This is a genomic window from Mangrovimonas sp. ST2L15 (genome assembly GCF_001280515.1).
GTDB classification, from domain to species: Bacteria; Bacteroidota; Bacteroidia; order Flavobacteriales; family Flavobacteriaceae; genus Mangrovimonas; species Mangrovimonas futianensis.
In genome coordinates, this window is the sequence record NZ_LBIQ01000052.1 from 158,605 (window position 1) to 176,073 (window position 17,469).

The 17,469-nt window shown below is 34.7% G+C and carries 13 protein-coding genes; 1 reads left to right on the forward strand and 12 read right to left on the reverse strand.

The window, feature by feature from the left end; all coding sequences use genetic code 11:
• The 12 genes from ZA07_RS15745 to ZA07_RS15800 all read right to left on the reverse strand — a co-directional run bounded on the left by ZA07_RS15745 (window position 1) and on the right by ZA07_RS15800 (window position 14,684).
• Window positions 1–1,089 carry a DegT/DnrJ/EryC1/StrS aminotransferase family protein gene (locus tag ZA07_RS15745; protein WP_304438207.1) on the reverse strand — a complete coding sequence of 363 codons (1,089 nt, stop codon included), beginning with the start codon at window positions 1,087–1,089 and terminating at the stop codon, window positions 1–3.
• A gap of 247 nt (window positions 1,090–1,336) precedes the next feature.
• Window positions 1,337–1,915: a sugar transferase gene (locus ZA07_RS15750; protein ID WP_231628699.1), complete on the reverse strand. Its 579-nt coding sequence runs from the start codon at window positions 1,913–1,915 to the stop codon at window positions 1,337–1,339.
• Window positions 1,916–1,923: 8 nt separating this feature from the next.
• The gene (locus ZA07_RS15755; RefSeq protein WP_053972721.1) at window positions 1,924–3,129 is read right to left on the reverse strand and encodes a DegT/DnrJ/EryC1/StrS aminotransferase family protein; all 1,206 of its coding nucleotides are present in this window, start codon (window positions 3,127–3,129) and stop codon (window positions 1,924–1,926) included.
• Window positions 3,126–4,238, reverse strand: a complete 1,113-nt coding sequence (locus ZA07_RS15760; RefSeq protein WP_053972722.1) for a glycosyltransferase — start codon at window positions 4,236–4,238, stop codon at window positions 3,126–3,128. Before ZA07_RS15760 ends, ZA07_RS15755 begins: the two co-directional genes overlap by 4 nt.
• Window positions 4,235–6,124 (reverse strand): asparagine synthase (glutamine-hydrolyzing), encoded by a 1,890-nt coding sequence (gene asnB / locus ZA07_RS15765; RefSeq protein ID WP_053972723.1) that lies wholly within the window; start codon window positions 6,122–6,124, stop codon window positions 4,235–4,237. The genes ZA07_RS15760 and asnB (ZA07_RS15765) overlap by 4 nt, the downstream gene beginning before the upstream one ends.
• Entirely contained in the window at window positions 6,124–7,278 is a 1,155-nt protein-coding gene (locus tag ZA07_RS15770) for a glycosyltransferase (protein WP_053972724.1), read from the reverse strand. Before ZA07_RS15770 ends, asnB (ZA07_RS15765) begins: the two co-directional genes overlap by 1 nt.
• On the reverse strand, window positions 7,278–8,339 hold the full coding sequence (locus ZA07_RS15775) for a glycosyltransferase (RefSeq protein ID WP_053972725.1): 1,062 nt from the start codon (window positions 8,337–8,339) through the stop codon (window positions 7,278–7,280). The genes ZA07_RS15770 and ZA07_RS15775 overlap by 1 nt, the downstream gene beginning before the upstream one ends.
• Window positions 8,339–10,177, reverse strand: coding sequence for an asparagine synthase (glutamine-hydrolyzing) (gene asnB, locus ZA07_RS15780; protein ID WP_053972726.1), 1,839 nt, complete (start codon window positions 10,175–10,177; stop codon window positions 8,339–8,341). Before asnB (ZA07_RS15780) ends, ZA07_RS15775 begins: the two co-directional genes overlap by 1 nt.
• 4 nt (window positions 10,178–10,181) lie before the next feature.
• Complete coding sequence (locus tag ZA07_RS15785) at window positions 10,182–11,294, reverse strand: O-antigen ligase (protein ID WP_053972727.1); 1,113 nt, start codon at window positions 11,292–11,294, stop codon at window positions 10,182–10,184.
• A complete protein-coding gene (gene murJ / locus ZA07_RS15790) occupies window positions 11,291–12,607 on the reverse strand; it encodes a murein biosynthesis integral membrane protein MurJ (protein ID WP_053972728.1) in 1,317 nt (438 codons plus the stop codon). Before murJ ends, ZA07_RS15785 begins: the two co-directional genes overlap by 4 nt.
• A 5-nt stretch (window positions 12,608–12,612) precedes the next feature.
• Window positions 12,613–13,578, reverse strand: coding sequence for a glycosyltransferase family 2 protein (locus ZA07_RS15795; RefSeq protein ID WP_231628700.1), 966 nt, complete (start codon window positions 13,576–13,578; stop codon window positions 12,613–12,615).
• On the reverse strand, window positions 13,575–14,684 hold the full coding sequence (locus ZA07_RS15800; RefSeq protein ID WP_053972730.1) for a glycosyltransferase family 4 protein: 1,110 nt from the start codon (window positions 14,682–14,684) through the stop codon (window positions 13,575–13,577). The genes ZA07_RS15795 and ZA07_RS15800 overlap by 4 nt, the downstream gene beginning before the upstream one ends.
• 377 nt (window positions 14,685–15,061) lie before the next feature.
• Between ZA07_RS15800 and ZA07_RS16245 the strand changes: the two genes are divergently transcribed.
• Window positions 15,062–17,469: hypothetical protein (locus tag ZA07_RS16245; RefSeq protein ID WP_197276764.1), on the forward strand; the 2,408-nt coding region annotated here is incomplete at its 3' end.

Here is a 17,469-nt window from a genome sequence, read left to right on the forward strand (position 1 = left end):
TTATTCAAAATATCCTTTTATGTATTTTATAATATAGTTTAAATCTTCATCTGTCATGCTTGAGCCACTTGGTAAACAAAGGCCTCTGTTAAACAAGTCTTCTGAAACCCCGTTTAATAAAGCGGGCACATTTTCAAACACGGGTTGCATGTGCATAGGTTTCCAAGAAGGTCTAGCTTCAATATTTTTAGAAAGTAATAGGTTTAAAATACCATCCCGTTGTTCCTGTGTTTTAAGTAAAATGCAGGTCAACCATCTATTGGATAAAAATCCTTCGGGTTCTTCAAGAAAACTGATTTCTTCTATGTTGTCTAGGTGGTCTTTATAGTAATGATAAATTCTTCTTCTAGAGGTGATTCGTTCTTCCAGCACCTCCATTTGTCCACGACCAATACCAGCTGAAACATTACTCATCCTATAATTGTATCCAATGTCTTTATGGGAGTAGTGAATTCCAACTTCTTTGGCTTGAGTAGAAAGATAAACAGCCTTAGCCTTTAGTTTTTCTGATTTAGATATTAAAGCGCCACCTCCCGAGGTAGTAATGATTTTATTGCCATTAAAAGAAAGGACAGAGAAATCGCCAAACGTGCCACATTTTTGGCTTTTGTAGGAACTGCCTATGGCTTCGGCACTATCCTCTAAAATAGGGATTCCGTATTTGCCCGCAATAGTATGTATTTGATCCACTTTATATGGCATACCATAAAGATTTATTACAATTATAGCCTTTGGCTTGTTTCCTTTTTTAATCCTTGAAATTATTGCTTTTTCCAATAATTCAGGACACATATTCCATGTGTCTTTTTCGCTATCAATCAGAACAGGTTTTGCTCCTAAATAAATAACTGGATTAACTGAGGCTATAAACGTCTTTGTTTGGCAAAGCACTTCATCTCCAGGTTGTACCCCTAACATAATAAGTCCTAAATGAATGGCTGCGGTACCAGAGGTAACGGCTGTAACATGAGAGGTATGTTTTAAATAACTCTCAAGGTCTTTTTCAAACCCTTCAATATTTGGTCCAATAGGGGCAATCCAGTTGGATTCAAAGGCTTCATGAATGTATTTTAGTTCCTTTCCACTCATATGAGGAGGGGATAACCAAATTCTTTTATGTTCCTTTTTAGCACTTTGATCCATGGTAAATATCTGCTATAATCATTTAACTTTCAAAAAAATACGATAAATCGCTCATTTCTACGATGTTCCTTTAAGAGGCTTAGAGACTACTCCTTGAGTTAATTTTGAGGATTCAATGACCATCAAAGATTAAAGGTTTGATTTAATTAATAATTGTAGAAATAAAAATATCAATTTTTTAGAACCTGAGAAACTAGCTCATTATTTTAAAAAGGGTTTTTAAAATAATTTTAATGTCCGTTATTAAATACGGACGGTCTATGTAGTTCATGTTCAATTTGATTTTGGCAGGCATGATTTCAGAAATGTAATATTCCTCTGGGTTATCTGCTTTTTTCAGTAATTCGGCCTCATCTCTAAAAGCAATGGAAGCATAATCTGTTATACCGGGTTTTACTTCTAGGATTTTTAAATCATCCTTAGAATAAAAATTAACATATTTCCTTACTTCTGGCCTGGGACCGACAAAACTCATGTCTCCCTTTAGAACATTAAATAGTTGTAGTAGTTCATCTAATTTGAATTTCCTTAAAAATTGTCCAATATGAGTCACTCTTGGATCTTTATCTCCTAAGGTCAGTAATCCTTTTTTATCGGCATCTACATACATGGTTCTGAATTTATAAATAAAGAAATCATGATTGTTTTTGCCTACTCGTTTTTGAAGATATAGAATCGGACCTTTTGAATCCAATTTGATTAGAATGGCGATTATCAACAAAATGGGAGACAAAAAAAAGATTCCCAAAATGGACATTATAATGTCAAACATTCTTTTAATCATAAGACAGATTCAACTGCTTCACTCACAGTTTGGGTGATAAAGTTTAATTGCTCTTCTTTTAATTGCGGATAAATAGGAAGTGAGATTTCGCATTTATATTGTTGATATGCACTAGGAAAATCTGCAATTTCAAAACCCATATCCTTAAAAACGGATAGTAGAGGCAAAGGTTGGAAATGAACATTAACAGAAACCTCTTTTTCTGCAATTTTCTTCATAATCTTATCTCTTTGCTCCTCATTACAATTAGCTATTCTCAAAGCGTAAATATGACAGGAAGATACTTTAGCGTTATCCTGAAATTTTGGTAAAATGGCCCATGTCTTTTGCTGAAAAAAATCTTGATAAAATGAAAAAATATCTTTACGCTGGTGAAGTGTAGAATCAAAATATTCAGGCAATTGAGCAATACCGATAGCTGCCAAAACATCTGGTAAATTAACTTTTATTCCTGGGTAAACTATGTCGTATTTCCATCCACCCGCTTGTGACTTTGTAAAGGCATCTTTGGTTTGACCGTTTAAAGAAAAGCATCTAAGGTATTTATACTCATCTTCATTACTGAATGGTTCCGGTAAATTCAAGCATATGGCACCTCCTTCGGCAGTAGTAACATTTTTGACCGCATGAAATGAGAATACAGTTAAATCGGCTGATGCACCTAAATACGTTCCATTGTATTTGGCCCCCAATGAATGAGCAGCATCAGATAATACCAAAATTCTCCCTAATTTCTCCTGGTTTGTTGATTCTGGAGTAAATAGATGCTTTGAATTGGTTGTGATTTTCATGATTTCGTCATAATCACATGGCCAACCGCCAATGTCAACAGGAATAATGGCCTTCGTTTTATTGGTTATTCTCTTTTCGATTTCTTCGATCGAAATATTGAAATCATCCTTAACATCTGCCATTACAGGTGTGGCTCCAGCATGAATTACAGCGAGAGCTGTTGCAGAATAAGTGTAAGCAGGAATAATGACTTCATCACCCTTTTTGACTCCCAGCCATTTTAGAGCCAATATTAAACCTGATGTTGCAGAGTTCACGCCAAGAGCATTTTTAGCTCCTGTATAATGGCATATCATTTCTTCAAGTTTCTTTACTTTAGGTCCGGTAGTAATCCATCCGGATTGCAAGGAATCCATAACTTCATCTAATACGGATTGGGTAATGTAGGGTGGTGAAAATGGGATTTTCATATTTTTCTTTGATTAATAGCTGTTTCAAAGATAGTTATATATTCCTTACTTATTTTATCTAACCCAAACTGTTTTACATGCTCCAACCCAATTTTTGAGAGGTCTTCATTCAAGTACTTATTTTCAGCCAGCCCTTTCATGGCTTCTACTAAAGCATTCGTTTGGTTCGGTTCAATTAAAATAGCCGCTTCCTTGTTGTTGTAGACATATTGTGTAACGCCTGTGACCTTTGTAGAGATTATGGGTAAGCCGACTGCAGCGGCTTCCAACAATACTCTGGGGAAGCCTTCGCCGTAGAAGGTAGGTAATACAAAAGCATCAGATTGACAAAGTAAATCCATGACATCTGTTCTGGAACCCAATATTTCTACGACATCCTGATATTGGTCTAGAATGGATTGATTGAGTCTTTCGCTATTTTCCTCCAATGGGCCAACCAGCAAAAAGCGATAATCAAATCCTTGACTTTTTAATGTCTTTGCGGCCTCTAAATAGTTAATGATTCCTTTTTCATAAACCAATCTTGAAACGCAAATGAAGGTGTAAGGGTTGCTTTTTCTTGATGCTACTTTTGAAATGTCTTTTAGTTCTATTCCACTACTTAAAATTAAGGTTGTTTGGTCCCTGTCTGCTAATTGATTTTTAATAAAATAATCTTGATCATCTGTGTTTTGAAAGACTGTAACAGCCACTCTTTTCCGTATGGATTTGTGGAGCTTTTGATACATGGTCTTCAAAATGAAAGAAGAGAGGCCTTTTTTCATAAAAATTTTCCCAAGTCCCGTAATAGTTCTACTTATGGGAGTGTTTTGTCTCCTTAAAGCAATAGGTAATAGAAAAGCTGGTTTGGTATCAAAAGTATGTATCAGATCAAAGGAGTTATTTGTGAAATATTCTTTGTACCACTGGATTGTCTTGAGGTCTGATAAAAGTGAAAACTCCCTCTGCAAAGGGTAGTTCTCATATTTGATATAGTCAGGAAAATTATAGGAACTTGTCCCAATAATCGTCACTTCAGATCCAGCTGCAATGAGATATTTTGAAAGATCGATTCTTTTGTGCACATCTTCGCCGCCTACTAAACAAATTTTACCTCTTTCTATTGTCATAAATAATTTTTTTCATACCATTTTTGGAAGACGTAAAATGTCCATGCTTGTCTGCTACTATCTATGTTTCCGGTTAAGTGGTTGTTCAACAAGTCTTGAATTTGATCCTTTTGAAAGACGCCTTGTTTGTTTAAAAATTCATTTGAGACATAATGCGCCACTTCCTTTTTTAGACTTGATCGTAACCAATCTCCAACAGGAACAACAAAACCTTGCTTTGATTTCTCTAGAAAACCTTCAGGGAATTCAGATTTGAAAGTTTCCTTAAGGATGTGTTTTTTATTCCATCCGTTCAAGAGAAAGCTTGATGGAAGCGAATTGGTGTATTTCCAGAGTTTTTTATTTAAAAAAGGAGCTCGACACTCTAAAGAGGCAAACATGCTCGTTCTGTCTACTTTCACCAACATATCGCCCTCCAAACTGACATGTCTATCTAATTCCCTGAAATCATTAAGAGAATTTAATTTTAGGTTTTTGGTGATTTCTTGGTAATGATCAAACGGATTTTCATAAACATAGTCTTTCTGAAGAATTTGTTCAGGTTGTAAAAAGCCTTGACTTATAATGTTCCAGTAGTAAGAATTACCATATTCAACGGAATTAATAAGTTTCTTAAGTTTGAATTTAATTCCTTGACTATCATCCTTACTTGAAAGCAATTTATTAGTCAAATCTTTAGTGGCATTGTGAAGGCTTTTTGGAACCCAACGAGTGTAGTGGGTGTTCAGTTTACCCATGTAATACTTGTTGTAACCACCAAACACTTCATCGCCGCCATCTCCTGTTAAAGCAACCTTGACATGTTCTCGAGTAAGTTTGGAAACCATGTAGGTTGGCAGGGAAGAAGGGTCGGCAAAGGGTTCGTCAAAATTTAAAATAATTTCATGGATACTTTCTTCAATGTCGCTTTCCTTTAAGATAAACTCATGGTGGTTACTTTTTATAAGTTTGGCAACCGTTTTGGCTTTGTCAGTTTCATCAAACTCCTCCTTTTCAAAGCCAATGGAGTAAGTATTAATTCTCTCTCTTTTAATCTTTGATAATCCCCAACTCACGATGGATGAGTCCACACCTCCTGACAAAAAGGTGCCTAATGGCACATCTGAAATAGATCGAGATTCTATGCTTTCCATAACTAAATCACGTACTTTTGACTTAGCATTTAAGAATTGAATTTCAGTATTTGTGTAGTTTTTTAACTCATTGATTAAATGGGTTTTGAATGCATTTGATTGAATGTTAAATTCAATATAGGAGTTAGCGTTTAATTTATAAATGTCATTATAAATTGTGTAAGGCGCTGGTATATATGTTAGTTTCAAAAATAGACTTAAACCTTGATTGGAAATAGCAGGCTTAAAATTTAAATAGGAAACAATCGACTTAAGCTCAGAAGCCCAAATAAACTCATTCTGCCCATGATAGTAATAGAGTGGCTTTTCCCCAAAGAGATCGCGAGCAATTATGACTTTTTCCTCTTTTTTGTCATAAATACTGAAGGCAAACATGCCGTCCAGCTTTGAAAATGCTTTGGTGCCTTGGTATTCGTAAAGCTTTAAAATGACTTCGGTGTCACTTTGGGTTTGAAAGGTAGCTCCAGCATTTTCAAGTTCAAGCCTTAAGTTTTGATAGTTATATATCTCACCATTGAATACAATAACCAGTGATTTGTCTTGATTATAAATAGGTTGATGTCCTGTATTTAAATCAATGATAGACAACCTTCTCATGGCCATCCCCACTTGATTTGTTGTATTTCTTTGAACAAAATGACCACAGTCATCGGGACCTCTATGAATGATTTGATTATTCATTTTAAGAAGCCTATTCTCAAAATCTTCAATAGAACTTGAATGGTATGATATAATTCCGTTAATTCCGCACATTAAAGCAAAGTATCTATTAATTGTTTGATCTGGTTTCCAATTATTTCAATGTCAAAATCCTGAGCTCTTTCAAAACCTAATTTACTGAATTTTAAGCGTTCGGACTCATTGTGGTATAAAAATTCAATAGCCTTAGCGAGACCCATATCGTCATTGACATTTATTAAAATTCCGTATTTGGCAAGGTGAAATTCTCCTTGTGGAATGTTGATTTTTTGATTTTCATTTAACAGTTCCAGTGGACCCGTCATACAATTTGTTGCTATTACAGGCAAACCAACCGACATAGCTTCCAAAAGGGCATTTGGAAATCCTTCTGAATGGGAATTAAGAACAAAACCATGACATGTTTTTAAAACTTCTTTAATATTGGGAACAGCCTTATTAAGATTCACCCGGTTCTGGAGATTTTCTGCATTTACAATAGATTTATAATAATCTTCAAGTTCACCATTTCCGTAAATATCCAAACTAATTTGGTTGTTTACCCTTTTAAGGCTTCTTATAATTCCTTCATGGTTTTTAACTGAAGTAAACCTGCCAACACTTATGATTTTCATGGATTCGGAATCTTTTTTTAGATAGGAATAATCCTTTTCAGCATCGATTACTATAGGGTTATAGATGACCTTTGTATCCAAATTAACATAAAAATTCTTTTTAAGATCTATGTTGATATTCTGCGAATTTGAAAATAAGATATCATTGGAATTATAGTATTTTTTAAAGGCCCATTTTCTCAGGTTTTTACCAATAATTCCCGTATAGTTTTTTGACGGAAAGCAGCGTTCACTTATGATTGTTCTTAATTTTGGTGAATGTGATTTAGCATAGCCATTAATTACATTGGGCAGAGCTAAAAAGGAAATAGAAACATCAATTTCATTTTTGATTAATGCCTTCTTATAAGATTTAAAGAACGACAAATAATCATTCAATTTAGATACAAGATTGGATTTGCTTTTTTCATTTTCCTTCGATAAGCTTAATATCTTGATATTGGGATCAATGAAGAAGTCAATTTGTTTGTAAAATAGGATGATTGTAACATCATAATATTTAATGAGTTCATTTGCAAGAATGCTTACAACTCTTTCTGTACCACCAAAATAAAGAGCATAGGTAAAAAGTGCTATTTTAGGTTTAGATTTCATTAGAGATTGAGTAACAAATTTTCGTATTGACTAATAATTTTGTCCTCATTAAATCGATCCAAAACAATTTTTCTTACTTCTTCAGCTTCAAAAGGAAATACTTGATTGATATGGTTCAAGTGGGTAATGAATTCATCCTCATTTTGAGCAATTAAACCATTGATATTTGGTTCTATAATTTCGTTAAGCCCGCCAGGAGCCTTAAATGCGATAATGGGTGTCCCTGCCATACATGATTCAAGTAAAACGTTGGGGAATCCCTCTACATAGGAACCTTGTAGGAATACATCGTGATTGCCAAGTTCGTTGCCAACATCCGAAGTAAATGGTATATGGTTGATATTCTGAATATTTAATTCTTTTGCCAATGCAAAAACATTTTTAGCCTCATTCCCATCTCCTATAATGGTATAGGAAAAAGGAAAGTTCAATTGTCCTAAAGCTCTTAAAATTCGGTCATGACCTTTTTCTTTGCTTAATCTTCCAACGGTAATAAATTTGAGTGGTGAATGTACCATTGATTTTTTTAAAGAGATCTTGGAGGTGATAGGGTTGTTGATAAGTTCTATTTTATCTTCAGGAATACCAAAATTTTTGATCATATCCTCTTTCATGTCTTTGGATTGCGCAATGAATCTATCAATGAACCTGTTGGTTTTAACAATAACTGATTTGGGAAGTACATTGGATTTATTATATTGATCCAAAACACTTATCACATTGGCTTCCCTTGCAACGAATTTAATGTTCGGAAAAAGAATTGAAATGCCAGCCATCATGGAATTTAAATGCGCAATAGAGCTTAAAACGATATCTGGTTTTTTACTTTTAAATACTTTGATGATTTTTAAAAAAGCCTTGGAAATCTTTGGTTTATTTAAATAGATGGTCTCTACGTTGTCTATGGGATATACCGAATCTAGGGCGCTCCCAATTACAAGAAGTTCCACTTTGAATTTTTCTTTATTCAATTTTTGGGAAACGAAAGAAAATATTCTTTCGGCACCACCGGCAGCCAAAGAAGGAATAATGAAAATTATATGTTTTTTGTCTTTTTCCATTATTTGATAGAGTAGCCTTTTCCATTTTTAGATAGCCATTGCTTTAAAACTAACAGTTTCCATATAAGCGGGTATCGGTTCCAAGATCCATCCATGTGTTGATTGATTCTTAAACTAACTTCTTTAGTATTGATGTTTGGAATATTTTTAAGTTCAGTATCACTTAATTCCGACATCACATAATCTTTTAAAGTTCCTCTAAACCATTCCTGAAAAGGCATGGTGAAGCCTGCTTTTGGTCTGTCAAAGATTTCTTTTGGGACATAGTCATAAAGTACTTCTTTCAAAATGCGCTTTTGGTTTTTACCCTGTATTTTGTATTCTGTAGGCAGGGATCTTGCAAACTCTACGATTCTATAATCCATCAAAGGAGAGCGGGCCTCCAATGAGTATGCCATGGTGGCACGATCAACCTTGGTATTGATATCCCAATTAAGGTAGGTTTTTAGATCAAAATCAGACATGCGCTCGTAAATATTCTTCTCCTTGTGTTTTAGATATTTCAGTTCATCAACTTCCAGATAATTAAAATCAGAATCAATCCAACTCGTGTCAACACCTGTCATTCCAGCAATGTAAATGTCATTTACATCATTGAAATTTAAAACCTTACCCATTGTTTTGATACGGTAATTAGAAGGTAATTGCAGAATTTTTGATGCTAATTGACGAGCAGGTTTAGGAAGCATAAAGGCCATTTTACCCTTTTTGATCCAAACATACCTTTCATAACCAATAAAATTTTCATCACCTGCATCACCAGACAAAGCAACTGTAACTTGGTCTCTTGTGTATTTGGATAATAACATGCTTGGAATGGCGGAGGAATCAGCAAAAGGTTCGTCGTAGTAGTATGAAAAATTGTCGATTAAGTCGATACCTTCTTCATAATTGCACTCTATAACATGGTGATCCGTTTTTAAGTGATTCGCAACCTGTTGAGCATAGATACTCTCATCAAATTTTTTCTCATTAAATTTTACAGAAAACGTTTTTATTTTGCTCTCTGTGGTTTGAGTTGCCATGGCGGCGATTACTGATGAATCCACACCACCAGAAAGAAATACCCCTACGGGAACATCTGCAAAAAGTCTCATCTTTACGGCATCTTTTAAAACCGATTTAAGCTCTTCTTTGGCCTCTTCAAACGAACCTTGAAAATAAGGGGTGTGTTTGGTTGAGATGTTCCAGTAAGGTTTTATCGTTAATTTATGGGAATCTAATTGGTATGTAAAATGATTTCCTGGAGGCAGTTTTTTAACTTCATTAAAAATGGAGTAGGGATCTGGAACATCACCCCATGCTAAATAATAACTTATTGATTTACTTGATATAGTTAAATCTGAATTGTAAAGCTGAATGGGAGCTAATTGACTAGCAAATTCAAAGTGACCTTTGTTGTGATAATAGTAAAACGGTTTTTGTCCCAATCGGTCTCTGGCGCCAAATAGAATGTTATTTTTCTCATCGTAGATGACAAATGCAAACATGCCATTAAATTTATTGACACATTCACTTCCATATTCAAGGTAAGCGGCACAAATAACTTCGGTGTCGCTTGTGGTTCTAAAGGCATATCCTTTAAGAACAAGTTCATCCTTCAGGCTTAAAAAATTATAAATTTCACCATTAAATACAATATGTACATGATGGTAAGTGAAAGGTTGGTTTGACCTTTCATCTAAATCGATAATGGCCAATCTGTTATGTCCAAATACGACTTTATTGTTGATGTTTATATGTTGTAGCTTGTCGGGACCTCTAAAATTGGTTCTTTCTAGCTTCTTCTGAACTTGGTCTGGTTCATAAATTTTTGTACTTCCGTAAATTCCACACATTTACTCATTCCTTTTTTAGTTTGATGAAATCATTTTCAAATGCTCTGTTTTTTTGAAATAGCCAAAGGGAAAAAAACAATACAATGTAATTATCAAAATAATTATGACTTACTAATAAAAAGGTAACCAATATCAATGCAATATATAAATGTTCTGGTTGTTTAAAAAAGTGTTTGGCACTTTTAACTAGTTGTCTGATGTATATAAAAATTAAAATGACAAACGGTATAAACCCAGAGTCTCCCAATACCATCAAATAGGTGTTGTGAACCCCAGTAATCACACCAACTGAGTCATTTTCATGTCCATGCGTAGCCTTATAGCCATTACCAAAAAGTAAATGATTTAGTATGGGGGTTTTATACAGGGCCCAAGTTTCCTCCCTAGATTCTTTTGTAATCGTTTGAGTATCTACATCATCTGAAAAGACACTTTGAAGGGCTTGGAAACGAGTGGTGTTTAATTTTAAGTTTCCGCTGGAAAGTACCAGAACAAAGGCCATAGCTCCAAAAAGGATGCCTATTAAATTTGATTTTTTATAGAGTGCTGATAATAGAGCGATAAGCGTTAAGGTGATTAAAAAATACCGTGAAAGCGTCATGATACCTCCGGCAATACACAAAAATTGAAAAAAAATTCGTAGTTTGACATTACTTACAGCAAATGCAAACGCAAATCCCAGAAGCGCAATAAGGCCTGCGTTGTTGGGGTTTATATAAAATCCACTGTATCTTCCGTAGTCATTAGGGAATGCAATAGTATTTACAATAATGCTAAAAGAACCAATGGATAAATAAAGTGCAATTTCTTTAGGTGAGGCTTGATTTGCCAGGGTACTGGCAGTGATAATAAAAACCAAAAACTTGATTAAATCAATGATGTAATTATTGGTTGGCCCATAATATTGAAAAACAGAAATAACAAAATAGGACAATCCTAAAATGAGCAATAAAAATTCAGGTTTGGTTTTCTCAGAAATAAAATAATAGAAAACCAATAGAGCCAACATTAAGTAGCTTAATGCGCTACCCAAACCCTCACTAATATGTATAAGAGCAAAGCTATCTAGCTTCAATAGTAGAAGTATAAGAATGATATTTCTAATAACTAAATTCATGTTTTTTGCAACTTTTTGGAATACATGTAAAAGACTCCAAATTTCAAGGCTTCAATCACGGTGGTACATAAGGCTATCCCCATGACCCCATACAATTTCATAAAAATATAGTTGAAGATAATATTTAAAAGAAGACTAATGAAAGATACAACAGCCATAAATGTGTTTTTGTTGATACCGGTTAAAAACCTCACTAGTACATCTGTACATATTGAAAATGGAAGTGCCAAAAAGTAAACAATTTGAATCAAGCCTACTGTATTGGTGTCATTGGCGGTAAAGGCACCTCTTTCAAATAAAATTTCGATAACAAAATAGGATAGGAAACATAGAGGAATGATTACTGCTAAAATGCCTCCAAACAAAACCTTTATGATGGTATACAGTCTTTCATAAGCAGTTTCTTTATTGTCCAAAATGAGTTTTGAAAAATAGGGAAGAAGGACATTTCCTAGCGCCACAATAGCTATCGCCGAAATAAAGGCAGGCACTTTATAACCATAATTTAAGGCGGTAATGGAGCCTATGGCTAATTGTCCGGCAAAATACTGATCGGTAGCGGGGACCATTCCGGTTAAAAAGCTAGATGTGATTCTGGCCGGAAACTCCCTTAACATCATTCGGGTGTTTTTACTGGTAAAATCAGGAGTTGAGAACTTGATAATGCCCTTTCGTAAACTAACAATTAGGAGAAAGATAAATTCAGCTAAAGAACCTAATAGCATACCAACTGCCAGCACACGTTCTTGCAATATATTTTGAAAGCCCAAAAGACAAACAAGCATCAATATGGATGTCAGAATGGGGTAGACAGAGGAGTATTTAAACTCGTCAAAAATATTTAAAATACCACTTAGAAGGGCATTTAATCCCCAAATGACTAAACAAGGAGCTAGATAATGAAATTGAATCTTAACCAAGCCGTAATAGGATTCTGTATGGTCTGGAAAGAAAATATCTAAGTAAAAGTCTGTGAAAAAAAAGGAAATAAGGGTAAAAATGAGTCCAAGGCCAATGGTAATAACAAAACTCACTGTTTGAAATGAGGCGGCTTCTTTTTTTTCCTTTAATTCTGCAATGTAATTTGGAATAAAAACCGATTTGAAAGAAATTAAAAACACTTGGTTAATCAGGCCAGGAATCAACAAAGCGATATAAAAAGTATCCAGTAATTCTGAAAGACCAAACTCTTCTGCAACTTTTACTTCTTTGTAAAACCCAACAAATTTTACCAAAATGGTAATGATGGCAACTACAGCAATGTTAGAAACCGTTTTATTCTGGATTATTTTATTAATTTGATTTTTCAACATGCAAACTATTCTCTAGTAATAACAATGTTTTTGATGGGCCAAACCATATTAAAAACAGCCTTGAATAAAGGACTTTCAATAGATTGATTGTAGTCTTTTCTTTTATAGGGCAGGTATTTTGAGGCTAGCAATAAATAATAAATCCACTTTAAAAAAAGTTTGGGATTTTTATTGAAATCTTTTTGAAACCAATTGAGAATTCCAAGGGCATATACTGCTAATCCCAATGGATTATTTTTTCTTGTTCCACTTGAAATATTTTGGTCATTCTCGTCTATGTAATAAGTCCTTAAAAAATCATTGAAATAATAAGTGTCATAATTGAGTTTAGATAGAAAACACCAAAGAACACCTTCTGGGATATAACCTTGATTATATAATTTTGGGCTTAGTTCGATATTTCTTAAAATACTGGTTTTCACCAATCCCCATTTTTCTTTTTGATACTTTTCGTCTAGCATATTCTTGAAAGTGGAACTGTAGTAAGGATCTGTTTCGAAAGTATCCCCAACAGGATTTCCAAATTGATCTTTACACATACAGGTCATGCTACTAACTCGAGGTTTTATGTTTTCGGGTATTTCCTGGTATCTGGAGTAAAATACTTCAAGAGAGTTATCTTCACATTCATCATCAGAATCGAGTGTTAAGAACAGTTCGCCCTTAGCTAATGAAAAACCTTGAATGAGGCATGCCATTTTATGGCGATTGGTCTCATTGTTAACATAGTTCACCGGAAAGTTTGCGGATTTAATAAGTTCCCTAATGACTTCATCTGAATTGTCTTTAGAGCCATCATTGATAATTAAAAGCTCAAAGTCTTTGAATGTTTGGTTCTTGAGGGAATCAAAAACTCTATGAACAGTTTTCGCTCTATTGTAAACTGGTGTGAAAACTGTGAATTTATACAAAAATTCATCCTGCTTTTGATTTTCGCTATATGTGGGTAATAATGTTCTTAAATCCATCATTTCAAGGTGTTTTCAATTAAATCTTCCCATCTTTTCAATGCACTGTCAGGCATAAACCGATTGACAGATGCGCCTGCAGCTTTTCCCAATTGATTTCTTAAATCTGAATTGTTCATTAATCGATTTAATTCATCGATCAAATTTTGTTCATTGTTTGTAGGTATTAAAATGCCATTATGGTTATTGACGATCAATTCATTTGGTCCGGAAGGACAATCAGTTGAAATACATGGCATTTCAAAATACATGGCTTCAATCAAGGCGTTGGGAGAACCCTCAAAATTTGAAGTTAAAACAAAAATGCCTTCTTGATTTAAAAAAGGAGAAACATCCTTTATGGCTCCTAAAAAGGATACTTGGGACTCAATTTTTAATGTATAGGATAGTTCTTTATAATAATCTAAAAGACTGCCCGAACCAATGATCAATAATTCCCAGTCGTTGTGGTTTAATTTACTAAATGCCCGTAAAAGAAGTTCTTGGTTTTTTTGAGATTCCAATCTTCCAATGCTCAGAATAGAATTGCTCCTTTTAAATGCTACGCTTTTTTTACTAATTAAATGCTCTGAAAGGGGGTTTTCAATAATTTTCAACTTGTTGTCTTTCAATGACCTCTTAAAGTAATTTTTAATTTCCTCAGTTTGAACTACTAAAATGTTTGTGTACTTATAACTATGTCTAACCAAAATTTGCCAAGCTTTGTTTAAGGCATATTTTGGATGAATACGTTCACTTATTATCGACGGAATGTTTAATATCTTCGATAAAATAACCGTATAGAAATTAGCCGTGGTGGTGAAACTAAGTATTAAATCGGCATTTGTGTCTGAAACTTTACGTTTTAGACGGCTAAATAATTGAAAATGAATTTTTAAGGACGTTAGCCTATTGACATTTGATCGATATTCTTCAAGACAATAGTTAACTTTAATTGAAGGATGTAGATCATAAAAAATCAAATCTTTATAGAGGGTAAAAATGTATATATTATATCTGTTTGCCAAGTGGTTGGCAATATTGGAAAACACACGTTCTGCACCACCTGGGGTAAGACTGGGTATGACTAATGCCAATGTAGGCTTTTTTATAGGTTGGTTTTGGGTCATTTTTTCGCTTTTAAAAAGCTAAAACTAAATTAGTTAAATATGGAATATTGTTCCTAATTATTTAGATAAAAAACTATATTTGCACCCCGAATGACTTCAATAAGGTATTATTCCCATTTTGAATCTTCAATTATCCTTTAAAAGTAGAAAAACCGCTACATTTCTGCTTATAATTGATGTGCAATATCCTCTCTGAAAAAAAATATCCGACGAAATACGTAACTATACGATTAAGAGGTTGTTAAATCCTACAAAATACACTAAAAGTAGGAATTAACTTGTTTAATTGATGTAGTTCGTCGAATAAGTTCAAACCTCTTATTTTTTTTTTAAGTCGTTTAATAGTTTAGCCTCGATTAATAGCAAAATCCCCGAGAATGAATGTAACTGTATGGATTAAATTCCTATGCTCTAGGAATTTATATGTTGTCTTGAGTCTATTCTTAACTTTTAACCTACTTTCTCAAAATTATCCGCCTCAGGAAAATTTGAACAATATTGATTATTCCGCTTATCAAGCCCCTAGTTCTAGTTTACCAGGTTACTTATCAGAAGTGACCGGTAGTACTTACGGAAATTCAATTACAAGGGTAAGTGACAAAGGAGTTTTTGGAACAACCTCAGCAAGATTGCGACATAATTATGCCGTAGATCAGGTATGGAACTCTGATGGATCGCTGATTAAATTGGCAGGATATCCAGCAGCCATTTTAGATGGCGAAACTTATGAATTTTTATATTGGGCTAATATTCCTTCTTATGGAAGATGGAGTAATACACAACCCAATATTATTTATGGTACTTCTGGTAATAAGTTTGTTCAGTATAATGTAAGTACAGATCAAACAACTGTATTACATACCTTTTCTAATTATTCAAGTATTGATTTTGGATATGGTGAAGGAACCCAAGATAATAATGACCAATACGTTGGACTTATTGGGAATGGAAACACTCTTATTGTTTATGATATCCAAAATGATAACGTAGTCGGAACCAAAAATATTCCAGATGGTGATTTGGATTGGTTTAGTGTTAGTTCCTTAGGAAATTATGCCATAGCTTCTTGGCGTCCTGATGGTAGCGGTACCACTCAAGGAATGAAAAGATATAACATAGATATGACCAATGAAACTCATATTTATGACTATACGGCCCATGGTGATTTCGGAATTGATGCTAGTGGTAATGAGGTTTTTGTTCAATATGGAAATGATTCCACTTGGAATGATGAGTACTACTTAGTGATGATTAGGTTTAGTAATGCTCAAATTACACCTCTTTATTATTACCCACAATCTATTCATGGTGAGTCAGGTATTTGGGGAGGGCATATTTCCTGTAGAAATATCAATAGACCAGGTTGGGCCTATGTTTCAGAGGGATGTTGTACTGAACATCCGACCGCTTCAAGAGAAATTTTTGCAATAAAATTAGATGCTTCCAATACAGTTGAGAGATATGCAAAACATCATTCAGACTATGATTCAGGATATGGTCATGAGTCTATGGCGGTTCCAAATAGAAATGGAACTAAAGTAATTTTTGCAAGTAATTGGAATAATTCTGGTTTAATGAATGATGCTAATCCTCCTGCTTGGATTGTTTCTGTGCCACAGGCTGGTTCAACACCAACAGTTGTAGCTTCAGCTGGCGAAGATGTGGATATTTGTGAAGGTGGAACTACGACCTTGACGGCGAATGGAGGTAGTTCTTATGTTTGGAGTACAGGTGCTACTTCACAAAGTATTGAGGTTTCACCCGATGAAACTACCGTGTATTCTGTGACTGTTTCTCAGGGTGGTGTTTCTGACTCTGATGAAGTACAAGTAACAGTTAATCCATTACCAACTGCAAATGCAGGAGAAGATGTAGCTATATGTGAAGGTGAATCCATTTCTATTACGGCAACAGGTGGTAACTCATATGAGTGGAGTAATGGATCGACTAATGCTACTACAACTGTAAGTCCAAATAGTACTACTACGTATACGGTAACTGTAGTTGAGAATGGATGTAGTAGTGAAGATGAAATAACAGTGACCGTAAATCCATTACCTGAAATTAATTTAGGTTCAGATATTACTATTGAACAAGGGGAAACGGCAAATTTATCAGTGAATGCTGAAGGCTCTATTGAATGGAGTACAGGTGAAACCACCAATGAGATTGTTGTCAATCCTAATCAAACAACAACTTATGTTGTTTATGTAACTAGTAATGGTTGTACTTCAGAGGATAGTATAACAGTAAATGTAAATCAAATTCAAGTTGTTGCCTCTGCAGGTGAAAATGTTGCTATTTGTGAAGGAGGAACCACGACCTTGACAGCGAGTGGAGGAAGTTCCTACGAATGGAGTACAGGTGCAACTACCCAAAGTATTGAGGTTTCTCCAGATGAAACCACTGTTTATACAGTAATTGTTTCTGAAGGAAGTGTGTCAGATTCGGCTGAAGTACAAGTAACGGTAAACGCCTTACCAACTGCCGATGCAGGATCAGATGTGAGCATGGAAGTAGGATCTACAGTTGTGTTGACCGCAACCGGAGGTGAGGGCTATCAGTGGAGCAACGGGGCAACGACCCAGAGTATTGAGGTAAGCCCATCGGCAACCACGACCTATGAGGTAACGGTAACAACCGGCGAGTGTTCTTCCACAGATTCAGTAACGGTTACAGTGACCCAACCTGAAACACCAGAATTGGTTGTATCTGCAGGAGATGATGTAACCATCTGTGAGGGAAGTACTGCTGTATTGACCGCCTCAGAAGGAGAGAGCTATCA